A 4,748-nucleotide genomic window follows, 5' to 3' on the forward strand; every position below is an offset into this window, starting at 1 on the left:
CCCCGTAAAAATTCCCCCGGAAATTGCCGGCCCCTGCCTCTACGACACATTATTGTATGCACGATGGACACAGGCAATCCCCGTAGTGCAAAGTTTTGAAACGGTTTCCGCCGACTGGCATCTGGCGAACGGCAGCGAACCGAATACGTGGCATAGGGGTACTGCTGCCGGCGGAACTGCGGCGTCTTCAGCGCTTTATATTACGAATAATGCAGGCACGGGCGCTTATGCTTACGACCAGCTCCTAAGTAGTGTGGTGCATTGCTATTCCGATATTTTGTTCACCGCGGCACCCGGTAAAACCTACTCGATAGGCTTTGACTGGAAATCCAACTGCCATCCTGCCGATGGTTTGGAAGTCTTCTTAACGAGCACGACAACAACACCTGTGGCGGGAACACGACTGACTGCAAACGCAAGCACAACCCTTTTAACTTCGCACGGCGGCAACTCCAACGGATGGCGATACAAGCGGTTTGTGATAACGGGCTACACTGTGGATACCCCCAAGCGGCTGATATTTACCTGGTACAACTCTGCCGGAAGCGGTAGCACAGTCCCCATCGCTATTGATAATATCTCCGTCAGTGTGTCCGATTCTATTCCGATTACACTTCAGACGAATGCCAACTTTACTATTTATGAAAACCAACAGCATGCAGGATGGACAGATAATGGAGCAGGTATGCCGACCATAGTGGGTACGAAAGTCGTTAATGTAATAGAGGGTCCTGCTTTGGAACCACTTCCAACGCCATTTCGTAGAGGTTATGCCCATGTCGGTTGGATGAGTCAGGCAAATCCGCCTCAGCAGTACATTCTCTATCCGAGCTCACCGCCCGATTCGCTATTCTATCCGGGTGTTATCATGGATGCGAAGTGGGCACTACTCCCGTACGACATTATATACCATCATAATGGAGGTTACTTCGACAGCCCCTTTGTCGGAGGCCCCCTCTACGGCAATCGTAATTATACTCGTCTGGGACTTCTTGGACCGGACAGTATTACGCACTATACGATTGTTACCGATACCGTCCTGCATCCGGCGGAACATCCGGAAGGCAAAGAGTTTTTGGGATGGTACACCGACCCCACTCTGGCTAACCGTCTTGGTAATAACGATGATGCCTTACATAGCACCGACAATCGCATAGGTCAATTGGATGTGTATGCCAAGTGGAAAGACCCGCTGATTTACTACGGCAGTCTTTTCGACGGGCATTTGATTGATGCATACCTCAACAACCCGAATGAGCCCGACGACCCGCTTGATACCGTCCGCCCCTATTCTTCCCGAGTAGGTATCCCCAACCCGCAAGCGCTTAAAGCGGTCAGAAATGGCTACACGTTTGCCAGTTGGAACCTGCTGGGAGGAGTGCCGGTTGGTCCGATTCCTCCTGTTTCGGTGGGTGCGGCTCCCGACACTACGGTGTGGGCAACGTGGACTCGCGTGGAATATGAAATCAAGTATGTGATGAACGGGGGAGCTTTTCGAGACCCCTTAGGGCTGAGCGGCGGAAGGCGCGACAGCGTTCTGACCTATAATATTGAGCTCGACAGTGTGTTGGGGCATCCCGAAAAACTCGGTTCTGTCTTCGACGGCTGGTACTACAACACGGTACGCGGCACTACAGGCTGGGGACCCGGGTCGAATATGGTCAGGATTTCTGCGGGTGGCGACACTATCAAAAAAGGCAACTTCGGCGATACAACAGTCTATGCCAAGTGGGATCCAACTCGCTGGGCTATCAACTACGAGAATATGCAGAACGGCTATTTTAGAGGTACTACACATCCTACATACTATACCACCGACGCTGGCTGTATCCTGGAAGAGCCCGTGCGCAGTGGTTACGCCTTCAATGGCTGGTACATTACTCTCTCCGACCCGCAATCCCGGGTAGTGGAGATACCACCCGGTAATGCAAGGGCTTACACTCTGTATGCCGACTGGATTGCCGGCGCATTTACGGAGACTTTCACAGAGCCTTATGACGGAATTAGTCCTGTTTATCACGATGATTGGCGGGTGGTGAATACACTCGGTACTGAGTTTCAAACGAATATCTGGAGTATTAATGCTTCCTATAATAACAGTGATGACTACTTCTCCGGCAGTGCTTATATTACTACACCAACTTTGCCCGGTCTCGCGGACTATGACCGTAGTGTCCCCAGTGTCGTGCATCTTTGGCGAAATATAACTATTCAGACGGATTCTATTTTCATCATTTCTTTTGACTGGAAGGGTGGAGGCGAAGCCGATAGGGATTATTTGAAGGTGTACCTTGCCAATGCTTCGCAAATCCCGCAAGTAGGCTCTCTTATTCCGGAAACCACCGAGGGCTATCAGCTGATTGGTCAATACAGCAACCAAAGTGCCGGATGGAACAAAGTGATACAAAAATTGTATTTGTCGCGAGCAGACGTCGGCGTAGCGAATGTGCCAAGAATATTGGTGCTTTCCTGGGCTAACGATGCTAATAATAGAGGTGAATCGCCTTCTATTGCGATTGATAATGTGTCTATCAAGCGAAACGAGCATGTGCCCGTCTATTTTGACAGCAAGAACGGTTTGCCGGTGATAACGCAACCGGTATTGCAGGGAACGTCTGCCGTGTATGTGGCTCCGACGCAGACCCTTGCCCGCCGAGATTATGTGTTTGAGACTTGGATTGATTCGCTGACCAGAGAGCCGTTTCTGGTGAGTGATGTGGAAATCCTGGATACGACCTGGCTATTGGCTAAGTGGGGATTGCAGCACTATCAGATTAACTACAATATGGGTGGCGGGCGTTTCAGAATACCCGGCAACGGTGGTCTGTATGGCGAATCCGGCGTTAGGGACAGTGTCGGCTTCTTTACGGTTGAGAGTGAGTTTGTGTTGCCGATTCCGGTGCGCACCGGGTGGCTCTTTACCGGCTGGACGACCGGCGGAACGCAGATTGATGCCATCCATGCGGGAGCTTGGCATACTGACATTAACTTAACTGCCAATTGGCGGCGTCACACCATTACCTATATGCTGGACGGCGGTCAGTTTCTTAATCCGGCTGTGGATTCGATTTCGACGTATGCTTATGATAGTGTAACGGTGTTGTCGCAGAATGTGGTGAGAGATCAGTTTGTCTTTGACGGTTGGGCGGATGCCGACCCCCTGACACCGCCATATCTGTACACTACGATAAAGTCAATATCTGCCTATAATGCGCAAGACACTGTGCTATGGGCAAAGTGGTTGCGTGCTTGTACGGTAAGGTTTAATACGCTGGAAGTGAGTGCCACTCCGGTGCCGGACCAAATTGTGGGACGAACACGCCATGCCACCAAACCATCGCCCGCGCCGACACTTACCGATTATGTCTTCTTCGATAATTGGTATTCCGATACGGCTTATACGCAACGGTGGGATTTTGACAGCATACCCGTATTGAACGATACTATGTTGTATGCCAAGTGGGGGCATATTGATTTCCTGGAAACGTTTGATGCCGGCTCGCCCTACCTTGCCGATTGGACTTATGCCAGCGAAGGGCAGCCCAATAGATGGGTGAGGGGTGGAGCCACTAATCACGGTGATGTCCTTTCTGCCTACATTACTAATGATGCTACCGGGGCAAACAATGCGTATGATATGGAACGAGCGAGCATATCGTATCTCTATCATGATATGAGAATGCCTGAGGCCTCCGAAGATTTTCTGCTTTCCTTCGATTGGCGGTCTGCCGGAGAAGGTAGCACAGTTGTAGGAGAAGGCGGCACAGTTGCCGGAAAAGATTATTTGGCTGTCTATCTCGAAAATCTTACTGTGACGCCTGTACCAGGGCGGAAAATCCCCTCTGCTACCCCGATTGGCGTTTTTGGCGATTATGGTAAGGAACGTGCCGGATGGCATTCGCAAGAGGTCATTGTAGTGCCTCATGAGAATGCCAACACCTATAAGCGGTTGATATTTGCCTGGATAAACGATGACCGTGCCGGTATGCAACCTCCTGCGGCGATTGATAATGTGACCATCGCAACGGCGATGAAATATTCTGTGCGCTTCTTCCTGACCCCTGGTGTGCTTATGGATGCTCTATTGCTGGGACGTAACCAAAAGATAGAGCGTCCGTCTGATCCGGAGAGAAGAGGCTACGAGTTTGTGAACTGGCATAGTACCAACGATCTGCCTTGGAATTTTGAAACGATAGTAGAAAATGACGTTATCCTTACGGCACAATGGCAGCGTATTCAGTACACTATCAGATACACCGATCCGGGTGAGGTGTCCCTGCCAACAACCTATGATGTTACGACTAATAGGTCTTTGATTACTACAAAGCACGGCTCTACTTTCCTCGGCTGGTACACCAATCCTGAATTTACCGGTGACCCGATTATTAAACTGGAAAATTCTGTTGGTAACCTGCGGCTGTATGCTAAGTGGCAGGTGGATGAATATGCTATTGACTATCATGTTGAGTCAAATTCTGTGCTCAACCCGACGTCCTATAATATAAGCACTCTGCCTATCTACCTGAGAGAGCCGACAAAGTCGAGGTCTGCCTTTGAGGGCTGGTACACGACTCCGGATTATGCTGAGGGCTCGCAGATTGAAATTATTCCGGCGGATACCACAGGCAATATAACCCTATACCCCAAGTGGGGACCTGCCGTGCTGGTCTCTTTCAAAGATGGTAGCACTGTGGTTGCAACGAAAAGTGTGAAAAAAGGCGGAGAAATCCCCTTACCGCAGACGCCTG

Annotated in this window: 1 protein-coding gene; it reads left to right on the top strand. The window is 50.3% G+C overall.

Translation table 11 applies throughout. The features are described from left to right. Positions 1-4,748 (top strand): InlB B-repeat-containing protein (locus ASC50_RS05325; RefSeq protein ID WP_193391215.1); only part of this gene is annotated, 4,748 nt, incomplete at both ends.

The organism is Candidatus Symbiothrix dinenymphae, from assembly GCF_001431085.1.